The sequence below is a fragment of the Paenibacillus sp. FW507-14B1B genome, from assembly GCF_058781425.1.
The window spans coordinates 472,778-486,580 of the sequence record NZ_JBYSWS010000001.1; the positions used below are offsets into that span (position 1 = coordinate 472,778).

Sequence of the window (13,803 nt, forward strand, 5' to 3'; positions counted from 1 at the left end):
CTAGTGATAATTCGCATTATGCTGTTAAAACAGGAAAGCTTCCATAATCTCTGGTTTCTCGGCCAAATGCTGCATACCAACGCTTCGCCCCTTTCGCTCGTGATAAAGCCAGAACGCATCGCAAGCTCTGGTTAACACATTCTCTTGTAAACGGTCGAGAGATATATCGAGCAGTTGGTGATCCCCTTCTTGATCTCCATTACTCAAAAATTTGTAATTTGTGGAATCGTTAACATTGACGCCTATGGCTTCAAAAAAGGACCGTCCAATTTCCAAAGCCTCGGAAGCGTTTATACTCTCTGTATCATAAATCGCGATTCCCGTGACCAATTCAAACACCTACGATTGATGCTGTTTGTTGGTTCTTGCGAAAGACTAATTTCGTAGCAACTCGTCCCGTGCTTCCGTCAGCGCAAACCCCAACAGGTTTCTGCCCCGCCATTTCAGGGGATTCTCCGCGTCCGGATTAGACTGTGCCATACCGATACCCCAAATGCGGTCACGCGGGCTGGCTTCGACAAGAATGCGCTTCTTCGTCGACTTCAGATAATCGCCAAGCGCCGGATTCTGTGAAAACTTGGCCAAGCTGGCTCTCTTGACGATGTCGTAGCATTCCTTGTCCCAAATATCCTTGTCAAAGTTTTGGACCGCACGTCCATAGGCTTTCATCTCCTTCGGGTGTTTCGCTTTTAGGATCGACTTCAGCATTTCCTCATCGCCGAACAGCCTTGCTTTCTCGGCCATCATAAACTGCTCAGCGCAGGAGTATTCTGTTTCTTCTACCGTGAACGGACACATCCACCATTGGCTGAAACAGCTTTTGTCGATGTTTCCATCCTTAGGTGGCGTATGGCCCCAAAAGAATACAAACTTAAACGTTTCTCCCTCGTTATATGCTTTTCTTAACTCATCGAGATTGTAAATCATCGCTTATCCTCCAAATTTCTCCGATACAACCGGGATGGTCGATGTCCCGCGTTTTCGGTGTAATGATCAGTTTCCGACACAAGATCAGCTACTTTGCGCCGGAAGGCCGCTTTTAATAGTTCTTTATCCAAAATAACCTCATAAACTCGTTGGAGCTCCGTCAAAGTAAAATGCTTCGGCATCAAGTGAAGCGCAATATCGGTATAATTTACTTTTCCTCGTAGCCTTTCGATCGCGTAAGCTAGGATTTTCGCATGGTCGAAGGCCAATCCGTCATTCGATACGATCTTATAATCTATGCTGGTCGATGTAGTCTTCGCAGTCATCGTTCTCGCTACGACTGCCGAAAGTTCTTCTTCCTCACTGCTTAGTTTCAGTTCGTAGTCCAGTGTCTTGAAATATCCACCCTCAATTAGCTCTTTCTGCTCGCGTAGCAGACGATATGATAACTTAAACCAAGCGGCGTCGGTCGCGTCATCCCCTGCCTTAAGCTCCAACTTATCACTATTGATTAGAGCCATATAGCTGCAGCTCATAACCCATGTTCGGGGGTCACGACCGATATCACTGAACGTATACAACTGCTCTAAATAAACATCCTCCACCCCGGTTTCCTCGCGTAATTCCCTTGCCGCAGCCTGCTCAGTCGTCTCGTTCGGCTGAACAAAACCCCCAGGAAGCGCCCATTTGCCCAGAAAAGGGTGCCCTCCACGGCGAATAAGGAGAACCCGAAGCTCCTTATCTGGCAGTTTACGATAACTGTCCACCTCAACATTGGTCACGGTGAAGATAACCATATCTGTCGCCACCGAAGGCCGCTCGTAATCTCCTGCCCGGTAACGCTGCAAAAATTCACCTTCCGTAAGTCCATCGCGATCCAACAAATCCAAGTTTTTTCGCCTCCTTGATTTTCTTTCTAATTGTTTAACTCCCCAAAATAATTCCCGTAGGGCTCGAACTTGGCTAATACCTCATCTACCTTACGTATCCGCTCCTCCAGACTCCCTCGTAACGTAATGTAAGGTATCCGCCGCTCGTTAAGATCTGCGATGATCTGCTTATGAAAAACATGGCGCTTCTGATCTCCACTGCGGTCCCATGTATCATCGTATGGAATATCGTCGTCGCATAGGAAGAACAGATCGTAGCGTTGCGCGTTCTCCAGCGCGATCTGGGTTAAGAGCTCAGGAGCTCCAGCGTGGTAATCCAGAGCGAACATATACGTCGTAATCGCATTAGTATCGACAAATAGAAATCGGTTCGCCAAAAGTAAAGCCTGCTCTTCACGCTCGATATGACCGACCGCGATTTCATTGAAAGCTTCTAGGCCAATTCTACGGTCGACCTGATGCTCGGTCCAATAATCCCGTCCATACTCGCTCGCGTAAGTCGTGTCATATCGCCGTGCCAGCGCTTCAGTGATCGTCGACTTACCCGTCGACATTGCTCCAACGAATACCACTTTCGTGATCAAATCCCGGTACACAATATCACTTACGAACTCCCTGTGCTTATAGGGATCGGAACGCACCATCGTCGCTGAAATCGGAACCCGCTCACGGGCTTCGTCCACCCGCCGATCTACCGCACCTAAAGCGATACTCATATGCTCGCCGTAAAACTCACTTGAGTAAAAATGTGTTACTTGCTCACCGTTCAGCACACCCAGTATATACTGCTCTTCCCGAATTTCATGCTCCCTGTCATTCGAATAACCATCCGGTCCGTCCCAAGCTTCGATTACACGAACTGCCGGATAGAGCTTACGAATCCAATTCGCTCGAACATGAAGCGGAATCGGGGTGACCGTCGTCTCATAGATGACCACGATCAATTCATCGACTTCCTGCAACGCCGTTTCAATCATATACTGATGCCCTTTATGCAGCGGGGCAAACTTTCCTAGTGTTAGTCCAAGTGTTTTCATGCCGCCACCTCCTTAGCTCCTTTGTTCCAAATATAGTACCCGTAAACCGCGTTGACCAGATATGCGCTCCACATTACGATCATCATCAGGCCTTCACCACTACCATCGAGCATCCGAATCACCCACAATAGCACCGTAAACAAATTCAGCACAATATAGACCAGCCATTGTTCCTTGAATCTTCGAACCATTAAGAAGGTCGCCACAACAGATAGCACCGTCGTAGTAGCATCGATGTATGGTGAGTTCTGACCCGAAATGAACGAAAGCCCGAATCCTAGCAGTACACATCCGATTACACAGACCACCCCAACGAAAAAGAGTCCTCTTAGATCCATCTGACGCATAGTCAGCTTACCGTCTTCTTTGCGATTATTTTTCCACATGTAGAAGCCAATGACATTCATAGGAACGAAGAATAACAAATTCAGCATTACCTCTCCAAACAAACCGTTAATATAGGCCAAATAAGCATAACCGACGGTATTGTACATGCCGAAAACATAACTCATCAGATTGCCCTTCGCTGCAAGTACTACACAAAGCACCCCAGTAATAAAAACCGTAAACCCGAAAAATGAGTCCTTTGAATTTACCGTAAACCCGACAGCGATTGATGTAAATAGCAACAACCACACGATTTCGAACAGATTCCAGCCACCCACAACTCTTCTCATCTTTTACCCCTCCGTTTTCACTGAAGCGTAGACTGAAAAACACGAATCACTTAGTAACTTTTTGTTAATAACAATTTGTTACTATCAAAATTAACAGAAAAACCAGCCAAGGGCAAGTAAATTATTCCTTATTTATCGCAGGCTGGTTTTTATTTATTAATGAGGGTTCGTTATGAGTGGATTATAAATCCGTTGCTGCTTTTACATCGTGGAGGTCTTGGCTTCAGCCCTTAAGACGGTTCCCCAAAGATTCAATTGCCAAGTGAAGTGCAGTCAAGCGGCGTTCATTTATTGTTTTTTGAGAACTACCTTCTTTTGATTTTGCTATCTGTTTTTCGATCGATGGAATGACACCTTCAAGAATATCTTTAGAAGTCAATATTGTTTCTTGATCATAGACAAACCCACTCTCATTCCAAACATCTTTCAGGCTTTCTAAACCGATCTTCACGGCATTTCTTCTCTTTAGGACAAGGGTTGTATTGGAACCTTTTTCGGTCATGCTTGTATAAGCATTTGACAGCTTATTAAAAGTCGATTCCAAAGATTTAATAGATAAATCTTGGATTTCTTGACTCACAGTTTTCATATAATAACCTAGCTTTCTATTTAGTTTAATGACTTTGAAGATCGCATTACATCAAGGAGCTCCTCATAGATACCTGGATTTGCGCAAATCATTTCTTCACCATATAAATCTGAGGGGAAGTCGTTAGGCACTACTCCAACATGCCCTGTAATAGCTCCTGCTTCTCGAGCAATTAAACCAGCTGCTGCTATATCCCAAGGTGCTAACGTCTCTGTATGTGCATCCAATTGGCCGGAAGCGACATAACAAATATCTATCGCTGGTGCAGCCAAACGACGAATATCTTTACAGTGGGTTGCCAGAATTCTCATTCTTTCAAGTGCAGGTCCCACCTTTCCCTTATCGTGTGGAAAACCAGTACCCACGATTGCTAAAGATAAAGGTCTGATATGATCAATATAAAGAGGTTTTGAGTTGCAATAAGCCCCTCCACCTTTTATGCCAACATAGGTCACACCTAAGTCTGGAGCATAGACTACCCCTGCCCAAACAACCCCATCCACTGCGATTGCTGCAGAGATTGCAAAATGGGACATTTTATGGGCATAGTTTACTGTCCCGTCTAATGGATCTATGACCCATAAGGGGCCTTCATATGTTTCTTTCTCGGTTTCCGGGGCCAGCTCTTCTGAGAGAATACGATGATTGGGATAACACTGTAAAATAGCTTCACGTATAATTTGATCGGAAGCTAAATCGGCTGTGGTAACTAGTTCCCCTGCATTTTTATATGAAACTTCTACACGTAACTCATTTCGTAATCTGATTAATTCATTTCCCGCTGTTTGAAGTACTTTTGTCATAAAATTTGCCCACTCAAACGCTTTACTCTGCATTGGGTTTCCCCCTTTAATTCAATTCAAAATCCCATCTTGAAAAAGGTTAAACATAAGTTATCGTGTATAGCTAGGCTGTTCCAGCGTAATTGGATTCGGATTCCTGAGTACCCATTGTACGGCCAGTTCGCATAGTCTGGCAGGCTCATCATTACCCTTTCCGCTGTGAAGTTCTTTGACGAGTACTGTTACCTCCTGAAGTGCAGCAGGATCTAATGGTGTACCTAAGCTAAAATAATCTAACAAACAATTAAGCATTTTACGATATTGTTGATCCCAGTTGATACCGTCATGATCTAAAATTTCGTATGACACTTTACCTGTAATACGGATAACCTCACCTTGTACGGTTTTCGCATGTCCTTTTGATGGAATTAATAAACTCCAGAGTTCATGATGTTGAGCCTGCCATCCCATTGCTGATACGGTTATGGAAGAGACGCCGTCATGTGTCTTACGCTTCTCTATTGGAGTAACATGAAATAGTTCATATAGACGTTTAAGTGCTTCATCGGTTTGAATCAAAGATTCCTTATTAAAACCTTCTCTATGAAATTCAAATTCAGTTCCGATACGATTAATAGAGTCTTTCATTTCCGGCGTTACAGTGGCCCCAGCTTTAAGCAAAAGTTCTGCAACTTCAGCCATGTTGACAATATCCGCATTTTTGCACAATGCCAAAGCTTTTTCTAATGGAGTCTGTTGCATCTTATTCTTCACGCTGATATTTACACCTTTAGTAACCAACATATCCACCGCTTTTGGTTTAAATGAACCTGCGGCAGCAAATAAAGGTGTCTCGTTTCGACTGTCGATCGCTTCTAAGTCGGCACCCAAATCAATCAGTAATTCAGGATTTCCGCACCAACTTCTCGCATGGCTGTGCAATGGTGTTTCTCCGTAATTGTCGCTAGCATTTATATCAGCACCCTGTTCCACGAGCCATCGAACCAACTCATCAGGTACATTGTAAAAGGCCAAGGCTGTCGATTTACTGTAACCGCCTCGAGCATCTAATTCGCATTTGGTAAATACCTCTTTTAAAGCAGGTATGTTGCCTTCTTCAATGAGTTCATCAAAATTTTTAGGTAAGTTTTTTTTCTTCTTGCCCATATGTACATTCCCTCCTTTTGTCAAAGCACCATTGTAATCTTCACCGGGAACCGGGATGTTGTGAATTAGTTCAATATTCTTATGAGGTCTTCATGACATATAATTGCAAAATGGTTTGGTCAAGTCTGTCTTTAATGAGAATCGCATTTGCATATTGAGTAGGAATGCCTTCATAGCCATAATAAATACCTGCCAACCCTCCGGCAATGGCGCCAATCGTATCAGAGTCACCACCTAGATTGGCAGCCTTCTGTACGACTTCTTCGAAATTGGATGTATGAAGCAAAATATGTAGTACCCATCGGAAAGTATGTACGACAAAACCACTCGGCGGACAATCTGGTAGCGCAGATACATGTTCTTCGTATTCACTTCCTGCAATCTCAGCCTTAATAGACGTTTTTAAATCTTTTCCCTTCAGTAGACGGTGAGCAATTCGGTTGTACATGACACAGACTTCGGCACATCTGGGATCATAATGCGTCATTCGAGATTGCATGATCGTCACTCGATCGATATCAGCAAGCTCCTTATAAGCCAGCGCAACCGGCAGGCACCGCATGAGTGATCCATTCCCGCCGCTTTGTCCCATATCCATGTGAGCAACAAAAGCCGCTTCAAACCAGTCACCTTCATATTTTTCAAAAACACGACGAATAATGTTTCCTATATCTTTTGGCCGCGATTGGTACCATTCCATAAAAAAACGCCCGATCGCTTCCATAGGCTCCTCCGTATTCTCGAGTATCCCATCAGCCACACCAAGCGTCATCATCGTATCGTCGGTGACTTCCCCCGGTTCCAAGCTCCATACCCCGCCGCCGATGATTTCTGTCAAATAACCGTACTGTGCCTTAATCTCCCGATCAGTCATAAATTCAGTTGTTCCGCCAAGAGCGTCTCCGACAGACACGCCATACATTCCACCTCTGATCCGGTCCATTAACTTATTGTCCATTCCAATCCCTCATTTTTTTCCAACTTAAATTTCTGAATTTTTATTTTCTTCCTCATCGGCTTCATACTGATTCCCCATCACTTCAGTAAGGGTAAGTAGTACCCATTGGTTCACTTCATCGTATCCTGATACTTCGGCAATCACACGATACCGTGGATAAATCCATTCAGCAGGGGTTTCTGATTTCAAAGCCAATGTGTCCGTTATACCTACAGCCTGAGGTTCCAGTAAGTTAATCAAGGTACCTTGTGGAAAAAAAGCTTCGATATACCCTTCGACTCGAGTACCTACTGGAAACAGCTTTTGGGTTCGATGCCAGTCTTCCATACCAAGTTGAAGCTGCTCGTGCCAAAGATCCTCAAATTCCGCCTGACTAATTTCCTTGTAATAAGATTCCTCGGCATCTAGTGGTTGTTCTGCCAGCATGAAATGATAGTGATCATGTTTTCGATTGGATGTGATCCAGATGGCATCATCATGGTTAACCATCTGTCTGTATGCCACACCGTCGTTATCAATTTCAAAATACCAAGTTCCCATTCCCGGCTCCTGTACATCTTTTAAATACTTCAAAACAGTCACTCCAATCAGCTAGACATGTGCTATTTGATGTCCTATTCGTTTGTTAATATAGATATCGTCTTCTGTCTTAGCTAGAATATAGGGAGCAATACGTGTTTGTGAAGTTCCCTGCGAGTAGATCTTCCTTTCGAATAAAAAACTGCAATTCTCCAGCGTCCCACCAGCAAAAACCAACACTCTGATCAGAATCTAGCGCGAGCAACAATAGCGTATCCTGTACTTCCTGCTTCGCTCTATCCGAATCACCTTTGAAATGATCTGTGATCTGTTCCAACGCTGAATCCGTTGAATAGTTATACTCTTGTCCAGTCAACAGTTGAAGTGCTGCTTCGTATTCGCAATCCCCATGCTGGGTAGAGGGATAACCAAACATGACTGCCAGATCACCTGAATTGTTATCATTTAACTCGAAGCAGAGATCTTCGTATTGTTCATAATCATGTTCATCATCTTCCACGATATCGTAATCTACATAGCCATAATTAGGAGGTTCCAACGTTGATCTAGCGCTCACACGATAACCAGTAAACTGGCCCTCAATGGTAGTCACTTTAGGCGAAGGGTAACGTTTAGCTTCATGAAGCTTGTCCTCTGATACATAAATCACCTTGTGCTCAATTCCATACGCAGGTTCATCCACTCCAACGAAAAATTACAACATACCTTTGGCAGGCAGCAGCGCTTCTACATCATGAGGTACCAATTCACTTAAACGCAGTTGAGCCAAGAACGTCATCGGAGTACCCTCAGAATTGAGCGGCCATTCCTCGTTATCAGGTAGGTCAGGGTCTCCTCCTATACGAGAAGGACATATTTCCGTATATGTATCGATCTCTTTTTTAGATAAGCGAATGCCTTGGCGTACAGACTCCTTTAGGTAATCCATAATATGTTCGAATTGGTTCTCGCAAACGATTTGCTCGAGCTTACTTTGATTGTTAGCACTTAGCAATCGATTCACCTTCCCTATGTGTAAAGTCTTAAATTCTATGTTCCATGAAAATTCAAATAATCAATAATAAAAAAACAGCTTCATTGTAACATATGGTATAGTTCTAGAAACCTTTATTTATAGATGTTACTATTTTAAAGGTAGAGACTGCCAGATACATATGGAGTATTTTTTATTAATCATTTGGAGGTAGAAATGAATTAATCTCTTATTGATCAACTGCAAGAATGGCATGAAGAAGACGAACATCAGCAAATCGTAGACACGCTGACAGCAATTCCTGATGAAGAACGAGACTATGAAATGATCAGTAGCTTAGCCAGAGCTTATAACAATTTGGGACAGTACGAAATAGCACTAGATCATTTTGAGAGCATTGCCGAAGCTGGCAAACAGGATCCGTTATGGCACTATCGAGTAGGGTTTGCTCTTTTTCATTTGAAGCGCTTTGAAGAAGCGGTACAAGCATTCCGCAGATCTGATGAGCTAGAGCCTAATGATCAAAATACGGAATCTTTTTTAAGTTGGAGCACACAAAAAGCAAAAAAGAGAAAATTTACGCCTCGCTAAGAAAAGAGCATCTCAAGAGGTTAACGGATCCCAAGCGGGAAAGATTCCTTTTTCAGATATGTCGCTATCTGATTTTTGGGAAGACAGTGATTATTCAAGTGAAGCTTATCAATCGGATTCACCGACGGATGCACTCATTGATTCGATTGAGAATGAGCTTGGTTACAAGATCCCCTCCTCTTACATTTACATGATGAAGCAGCAGAATGGCGGGGTCCCGAAGAACACTTGCTTCCCAACAGAAGAACCCAGTTCCTGGGCAGAGGATCATATTGCGATTACAGGTATCATGGGGATTGGTCGCGAGAAAAGCTATTCCCTGTGCGGGGAGTTCGGCAGCCCTTTTATGATTGAGGAATGGGGGTATCCTAACATTGGAGTAGTGATCTGTGACTGTCCTTCAGCAGGACATGATGTCGTGATGTTAGACTACCGGGCATGCGGTAAAGATGGTGAGCCTGAAGTCGTTCATGTCGATCAAGAAGACGATTATGAGATTACTTTCCTTGCTGATAATTTTGAGGAGTTTATAAAAGGTTTAGTGAACGAAGAAGAATATGATACTTCTGAAGAAGACAAAATAGCAGCTTTGAATAAAGTAGCTAGTGCCAAATTTTCTCCTCTGCTGGAGGAGCTGTGCTTTCCCGTAACCGAAGTGCAGCAGGTTGAACAGATAATCCGCCGTATTTGTACACGGATTGTCGAAGAGAAAGGCCATTTTCATTTTCATGCGGATGAATTATCGTATGTCATGTATGATGTGCAGTTTTGGTTATATACCAAGTCGTTTCCGGACACGAGTCGCGATCAATATCTGGAAGCCTATCAGAATATCATCCCATTTGGCAAAGAATTCGATATAGGCGGATATGCTCCTGCGTTTATTACAGATTGGCTTGATCAACGAATTAAGGAAGGTCGGATCGTACAGGAGAATGGGATGATTCGGTTTACCGAGGCGTATGCAGAGGAAGTAATTCAGAAATTACAAGAAGCTTAATTGAAGATCAAACTCAAGCCTACAATGAAAAAGAGCTCGCTTCCAAAGCGGGCTCTTGAATTATGTTTTTCCCGGGTCTCTACCATTCATTCTTTTACATCGGATTTATTTGGCCCAGTTTCTCCTTCAGCCTTACAGCAAGTTCCTTGAAGCGTTTTTCCTCTGCCGAGTCCAGATCATCCGATTCCTCCTTCTCCAGCCAGTAATCTCCCTCCAATAGTTCATACATGTCGAGAAGCGTAATTTCTGGAGTTAATGGATTATGAAAAACAGTCAGCATCGGTTCTGGACCGTCATCCCAGTTATATTCGTTCATAATGGCATGTATTATTACAGGCGAATTTATTCGTTCTATCCTTTTGCACATCTTGTTCTGCGACTCTTCATACAGAACCTCATCAACAATTTCTTGCTCCTCAGGTGTAAGAGTAAGGCGAACAGCTCCTTTGGTTTCAAGCAGAAGGTCAGCGAGTTTAATATCTTTGCGGGCTGCGTTCCAGGCCGTATCTAATATGCCGAGTGATGAGTTAAGTTGAGCTCCAGCTTCTATAAGTTTCAATATAGCCTCAACTTGCTTGAACTTTACCGCTTTTTTAAGCGGCGTATCACCCAGTTTATCCTGTGCTTCAAGATCTGCTCCATGCTTGATCAATATTTCTATCGCCTGAACAGGCATTCGATAGGTTAGAAATAACATCAGCGGTGTTCTCCCCCGCTCATCCCGTTCGTTCACATCCAGTTCTGCAGCTGCTTTTTGTACCTGTGAAAGATCAGCTATCTTGCTTACTTCCTTCCAGTTCAAGAATACTCCCCCCCTTTTGTCTTCGTGCTTACCATAGATAATCAACACCATTCAGCTTTGCTGATAAAGTGTTGCTGTGATCCTGTCCTTTAGACATATAAACATATAAAAAATGCCCTCACTATACTCGTCGAAATCAGCATAATCGATCTGCCCTATAAACTCCATTCTACGTTCACAACAAGGACAAATCGGATACTCCGCATCCTGCACCCAGCTCGGATGGCCGCCGATCTGCGAATCCAACTGAGACATCGTCCATACTGCGGCATAATACGGCGATTGCGGCTTAGTGGAAAGCGTTAATCTAGATGAGGATCTCGTATTGGTATCTACATCTTCAACATCCGAAAGATAATCCGGCTCCTGATTATCACGGCTCCAGACTGGCTCGCCTCGATTGTCCAGCTCCATGTAAATCGTGCTAAAGGCACCACAATTTTCACAGGTTATCACCTGCAGGTTCTCCATGGGCAGGATAAGATGTTGCAAGGCCGGATGATTGGTATCTACGTCTATCAGCTTTGTTAACTTCCTTTTACACCATGGACATGTAGAATGGCTTGTCTCAAGAAAACGGGCATGATGTACTTCCTTTATATCACCTTGCTGTTCATCATGATGTGGATCTGTCTGCCTGATCGCATAGCATAAATGATTTACTAGGTTGCGTCTCTCTCCATCCGGGGTAAGCTCCCACCCACCATCGAGAGTATAATGTTCAGGTGCTACATTCAACTGCTCCGCCCATATTGGCGGCTGTGTTTGCCATTTCCGAAACTGGTCTATAACCACAGGATCACCAATCCATCCAAGTGCGAGGAGAATGTGATTCCGATTGTCCTCATCCCATGTCACCCGATCCAGAAGCTGGTCTCGAATGTGTTGCGATGCATCTTTAAAAAGAACTGAATTATAAAATAAGTCATGCTGTATGAGCTCAGGCAAAACATCCGATATATTATGCTCCCGGTAGCACACTAGAGATAGAAGAATGTTCTCCGCTTCACTTTCATGGTTACTACCGAGTAATTCTATTGCATATTTCAGCATTCGGTCTGCTTCCTGATCGGATAAGGATATGTACATCTGCTCTTTACTCAATGAGTAAGGAACGTATTGTATAAGCGGGTCATGTTTTCTAGGTGCATGTATCACTTTGAGAATGTCTACTGGATCTATCAATTTCTCATACAGATTCACTGTTTTGCGGTGCTTCTCAATATAAGCCTGCTGTTTTTTTCGTTCCTGCTCTTGGAAGCAGGGCATGCAGATGCCGCCTGTTTTGGCAGCGGTGTTCGGCAGAATCGTCGCGCTGCAGCCTTCTGTTTTGCATGGTATACGTTCCGTCAAATTTAATTCCCCTTCCGTTCCATAGGACTTACTAAAAAAAGCGTCTCCTTAGAGACGCTAAAATTTGAACTCAGTTTCCTGAACGTTCTCCATCGGTTGTTATCTTGCTTATTTCAGCGATGCTGGCAGTTTCACGCCAAGGAGTTTCCCCTCAGCTTGAATGATGATCATATCACCAGTCTTTAGCGTTGCCCCATGTAAATCTGAACCGGTTGTTACTCTAAAAATAGGATTGGTTGTCAATAAATTGGTCCCAAGAAGGGTCCCATTCCGCTGTGCTCGATAAACTCCATTTCCATACACATCAATCTGAGCAAAAGGTGCATCACCATACCAGCCGACCTGTCGATTATTCACCATCTTCATGCCAGTGATTTCATTCGTTGAACTATTTCTGAAAATCAGCCGATCCTGCACAATATCAATTAATGTCCAATTATCTCCATAAGGTATCTTAAATGTACGAAGAGGAACCGGATTTGGCTTATAGGAGTCGAAATCATATTCAGCCACCTTATCAGCTTGCTGAATGTAAATCTTGTCTCCATGTACGATTAAATCGCCTTGTCCATACGGATACGGCGGCTCTTCTGAGCGTTTCCAGTTGTATTCCCGAGTGCCTTTCTTTACCCCAGTCTTAAGATTGTATATATTGACGATGACTTTGCGTTCAGGCAGTGACTCATAATCCGTCATTAACTCTGAATGATAGTCAACCGAATACACAAGACCATCTTTAATGCGAATGGCATCACCCTGGCCGAAAATCCCCCATAACTTCTTCCCTGTTTTCTTATCAAAAGCGTCCAGTTGTACGTTTGTTAGTGCCCCTTGAACAAGGAATGTCCGAAGGATAACACCATTCGATTCCTCAAGGTAATCGGTCCCGTTTCCTCCTGGTTCGTCTGCTTTCCAGCGTAACTTACCTGTTGTTTTATCAAAAGCAAAGGTAGCACTTCCTTTAATCACATAGAGTGAATCAGATGTCGGCACAATGGCCTCCATACCCAGCTGCTCCTTAACAAAAGCCGATGATTTCGATAGCCAATTTACCTTTCCTGTCTTCGCATTCAGAGCAAACGGCTTCTGATCTCCTGAAAGGCCATAAATGATCCCGTTATCATAAACAACATAAGGTGTCAGGTTTTTACCATAACTCCACAGCTGCTTACCCGTCTTCGCATCCAAGGCAACAAGCTTTTTCCCAACAATAGTGAACACCTTGCCTTCTTCTGCAACTGCGTTATTCCCGGAAAAGGCATTATCGATTCGCTCTAACTTGTTGTCCACTTTTAACGACCAGGAAGGTTTCAGTTCAGGCACCTTAATTTTTGAAAATGCAGCTCCGTTATGAATTGAAATATCAGCTTTTTCTGCAATCACGGGTAAAGATAATGAAGAAGTTACTAACAGACCAGCAAGTACACCTGCACCTAGACGTTTAAAAAAATGATCAAACAATCGTTTCTTTTTGATGTCCATTTGAGTTTATCCTCCCTATCAGGTTAAAATTCTCT

At 43.5% G+C, this 13,803-nt stretch carries 15 protein-coding genes and 1 pseudogene; 2 read left to right on the forward strand and 14 right to left on the reverse strand.

From position 1 onward, the window contains the following. Window positions 1-24 precede the first annotated feature (24 nt). The 11 genes and pseudogenes from AC3WJJ_RS02060 to AC3WJJ_RS02110 form a co-directional block, all read right to left on the reverse strand. Window positions 25-339 carry a hypothetical protein gene (locus AC3WJJ_RS02060; RefSeq protein ID WP_492537560.1) on the reverse strand — a complete coding sequence of 105 codons (315 nt, stop codon included), beginning with the start codon at window positions 337-339 and terminating at the stop codon, window positions 25-27. Window positions 340-375: 36 nt separating this feature from the next. Next, window positions 376-927 (reverse strand): riboflavin biosynthesis intermediates N-glycosidase, encoded by a 552-nt coding sequence (gene ybiA, locus AC3WJJ_RS02065; protein ID WP_492537562.1) that lies wholly within the window; start codon window positions 925-927, stop codon window positions 376-378. After that, a complete protein-coding gene (locus AC3WJJ_RS02070; RefSeq protein ID WP_492537564.1) occupies window positions 924-1,817 on the reverse strand; it encodes an NUDIX hydrolase in 894 nt (297 codons plus the stop codon). The genes ybiA and AC3WJJ_RS02070 overlap by 4 nt, the downstream gene beginning before the upstream one ends. 26 nt (window positions 1,818-1,843) lie before the next feature. Then, the gene (locus AC3WJJ_RS02075) at window positions 1,844-2,854 is read right to left on the reverse strand and encodes an AAA family ATPase (protein ID WP_492537566.1); all 1,011 of its coding nucleotides are present in this window, start codon (window positions 2,852-2,854) and stop codon (window positions 1,844-1,846) included. Continuing rightward, on the reverse strand, window positions 2,851-3,531 hold the full coding sequence (gene pnuC, locus AC3WJJ_RS02080; protein ID WP_492537567.1) for a nicotinamide riboside transporter PnuC: 681 nt from the start codon (window positions 3,529-3,531) through the stop codon (window positions 2,851-2,853). The genes AC3WJJ_RS02075 and pnuC overlap by 4 nt, the downstream gene beginning before the upstream one ends. Before the next feature lie 223 nt (window positions 3,532-3,754). Beyond that, window positions 3,755-4,120 carry a hypothetical protein gene (locus tag AC3WJJ_RS02085; RefSeq protein WP_492537569.1) on the reverse strand — a complete coding sequence of 122 codons (366 nt, stop codon included), beginning with the start codon at window positions 4,118-4,120 and terminating at the stop codon, window positions 3,755-3,757. Window positions 4,121-4,140: 20 nt separating this feature from the next. Continuing rightward, complete coding sequence (locus AC3WJJ_RS02090; RefSeq protein ID WP_492537570.1) at window positions 4,141-4,956, reverse strand: inositol monophosphatase family protein; 816 nt, start codon at window positions 4,954-4,956, stop codon at window positions 4,141-4,143. Between the two features lie 57 nt (window positions 4,957-5,013). After that, window positions 5,014-6,069, reverse strand: coding sequence for an ankyrin repeat domain-containing protein (locus AC3WJJ_RS02095; RefSeq protein WP_492537572.1), 1,056 nt, complete (start codon window positions 6,067-6,069; stop codon window positions 5,014-5,016). Between the two features lie 79 nt (window positions 6,070-6,148). Beyond that, entirely contained in the window at window positions 6,149-7,027 is an 879-nt protein-coding gene (locus tag AC3WJJ_RS02100) for an ADP-ribosylglycohydrolase family protein (protein ID WP_492537574.1), read from the reverse strand. 24 nt (window positions 7,028-7,051) lie between these two features. Next, the gene (locus AC3WJJ_RS02105) at window positions 7,052-7,600 is read right to left on the reverse strand and encodes a hypothetical protein (RefSeq protein WP_492537576.1); all 549 of its coding nucleotides are present in this window, start codon (window positions 7,598-7,600) and stop codon (window positions 7,052-7,054) included. Window positions 7,601-7,676: 76 nt separating this feature from the next. Further along, a pseudogene (locus AC3WJJ_RS02110) lies at window positions 7,677-8,495 on the reverse strand (YwqG family protein). Between the two features lie 369 nt (window positions 8,496-8,864). Here AC3WJJ_RS02110 and AC3WJJ_RS02115 point away from each other — a divergent pair. Both AC3WJJ_RS02115 and AC3WJJ_RS02120 read left to right on the forward strand, forming a co-directional pair. Further along, window positions 8,865-9,131 (forward strand): tetratricopeptide repeat protein, encoded by a 267-nt coding sequence (locus AC3WJJ_RS02115; protein ID WP_492537578.1) that lies wholly within the window; start codon window positions 8,865-8,867, stop codon window positions 9,129-9,131. A gap of 58 nt (window positions 9,132-9,189) precedes the next feature. Further along, window positions 9,190-10,131, forward strand: coding sequence for an SMI1/KNR4 family protein (locus AC3WJJ_RS02120; protein WP_492537580.1), 942 nt, complete (start codon window positions 9,190-9,192; stop codon window positions 10,129-10,131). 94 nt (window positions 10,132-10,225) lie between these two features. On the opposite strand, the gene AC3WJJ_RS02125 is transcribed toward AC3WJJ_RS02120, so the two are convergent. The 3 genes from AC3WJJ_RS02125 to AC3WJJ_RS02135 all read right to left on the reverse strand — a co-directional run bounded on the left by AC3WJJ_RS02125 (window position 10,226) and on the right by AC3WJJ_RS02135 (window position 13,768). Further along, window positions 10,226-10,933 carry a DUF4274 domain-containing protein gene (locus AC3WJJ_RS02125; protein ID WP_492537582.1) on the reverse strand — a complete coding sequence of 236 codons (708 nt, stop codon included), beginning with the start codon at window positions 10,931-10,933 and terminating at the stop codon, window positions 10,226-10,228. Window positions 10,934-10,984: 51 nt separating this feature from the next. Then, entirely contained in the window at window positions 10,985-12,286 is a 1,302-nt protein-coding gene (locus AC3WJJ_RS02130) for a DUF1963 domain-containing protein (RefSeq protein WP_492537584.1), read from the reverse strand. A 108-nt stretch (window positions 12,287-12,394) separates the two neighbouring features. Further along, window positions 12,395-13,768, reverse strand: a complete 1,374-nt coding sequence (locus AC3WJJ_RS02135) for an outer membrane protein assembly factor BamB family protein (RefSeq protein ID WP_492537586.1) — start codon at window positions 13,766-13,768, stop codon at window positions 12,395-12,397. Window positions 13,769-13,803 lie beyond the last annotated feature (35 nt).